The sequence below is a fragment of the Streptomyces capoamus genome, assembly GCF_014654935.1.
Taxonomy (GTDB): domain Bacteria; phylum Actinomycetota; class Actinomycetes; order Streptomycetales; family Streptomycetaceae; genus Streptomyces; species Streptomyces capoamus.
The window spans coordinates 454,885-456,496 of the sequence record NZ_BNBF01000002.1 but is presented as its reverse complement, the minus strand read 5'-3'; the positions used below and the strand labels follow the sequence as shown (position 1 = coordinate 456,496).

3 protein-coding genes are annotated in these 1,612 nt (G+C 70.7%); all 3 read left to right on the top strand.

Annotation, left to right across the window (positions count from 1 at the left end; genetic code table 11):
- Positions 1 to 328: TlpA disulfide reductase family protein (locus IE312_RS38955; RefSeq protein ID WP_229899113.1), on the top strand; the 328-nt coding region annotated here is incomplete at its 5' end.
- A gap of 1 nt (position 329) precedes the next feature.
- A complete protein-coding gene (locus IE312_RS05610) occupies positions 330 to 1,100 on the top strand; it encodes a cytochrome c biogenesis CcdA family protein (RefSeq protein WP_189978867.1) in 771 nt (256 codons plus the stop codon).
- Positions 1,101 to 1,103: 3 nt separating this feature from the next.
- On the top strand, positions 1,104 to 1,612 hold a 509-nt coding region (locus IE312_RS38950; protein ID WP_229899112.1), incomplete at its 3' end, for a cytochrome c biogenesis ResB family protein.

The window sequence follows — 1,612 nt, the reverse complement described above, 5'->3', positions numbered from 1 at the left end:
CGGACCGTGCCGCGAGGAGGCCGGATACTTCGCCAAGGTCTCCAAGGAGTACCGGGACAAGGGTGTGCAGTTCGTCGGCATCAACACCCGGGACACCAGCACCACCCCGGCCGTGAACTTCGAGAAGGAGCACGGGGTCGAGTACCCGAGCCTGTACGACCCGACGGGCAAGCTGATGCTCCGGTTCAAGAAGGGCACGCTCAACCCGCAGCTCATCCCCTCCACGCTCGTCATCGACCGGCACGGCAGGGTCGCCGCGCGGGCCCTGGAGGCGCTCGACGACACCGCCCTGACCGGCATGCTCAAGCCGGTCCTCGCGGAGAAGTGACGTGAGCGCGCTCCTCACGCTCGCGGCGACGGGCGGGAACGAGACCGTACTGCACGGCGCCCTGCTGGCCGCCCTGCCGATCGCCCTGTTCGGCGGCCTGGTGTCGTTCTTCTCGCCCTGCGTACTGCCCCTCGTCCCCGGCTACCTCTCCTACGTCACCGGCGTCGCCGGCACCGACCTGGCCGAGGCCCGCCGGGGCCGCATGGTCGCCGGCGCCTCCCTGTTCGTGCTCGGGTTCAGCGCCGTGTTCGTCTCCGGCGGGGCACTGTTCGGTTCCTTCGGCTGGACCCTGCAGGAACACAAGGGCGTCCTGTCCCAGGTGCTCGGCGTGCTCATGATCCTGCTGGGCGTCTTCTTCATGGGCCTGATGCCCTGGTTCACCCAGCGCGAGTACCGCTTCCACAAGCGGCCGGCCACCGGCCTGGTGGGCGCACCGCTCGTCGGAGCCCTCTTCGGGATCGGCTGGACGCCCTGCATCGGCCCGACCCTCGCCGCCGTGAACGCCCTCGCCATGGAGCAGTCGAGCGCCGGGCGCGGAGCGGTGCTGATGATCGCCTACTGCCTGGGCCTCGGCGTGCCCTTCGTGCTCGCCGCCGTGGCGTTCCGCAAGGCGCTCGGCGCCTTCGGCTGGGTCAAGCGCCACTATGTCTGGGTGATGCGCATCGGCGGCACGATGATGATCGGCACCGGTCTGCTGCTGCTGACCGGCGCCTGGGACGGCCTGGTGCAGCAGATGCAGACCTGGTCCGGCGGCTTCACGGTAGGGATCTGATCGATGAGCAAGACCGAAACCGGCCTCGGCCGCGACCAGGAGGACCTCGGGGCCGCCGGCTCCCGGCTGTCCACGGCCCCGCAGGAGGAGACCTCCACCCCGCCGTCCCTCGGCGTCGTCGGCTGGGTGCGCTGGTTCTGGCGGCAGCTGACCTCCATGCGGGTCGCGCTGCTGCTGCTCCTGCTGCTCTCGCTGGCCGCCATCCCCGGCTCGCTGATCCCGCAGACCGGCGCGGACGCGAGCAAGGTCGAGGACTTCCGCGCCGCGCACAGGACGCTGGCGCCGGTCTACGACAAGCTCGGCCTCTTCCACGTCTACAGCTCGGTGTGGTTCTCGGCGATCTACATCCTGCTGTTCGTCTCCCTGATCGGCTGCATCGTCCCGCGCACCTGGCAGTTCGCCGGCCAGTTGCGCGGCCGTCCGCCGAGCGCGCCGCAGCGGCTGACCCGGCTGCCCGCGTACACGACGTGGCGGACGCAGGCCGACCCGGAGCAGGTCCGCGAGGCCGCGCT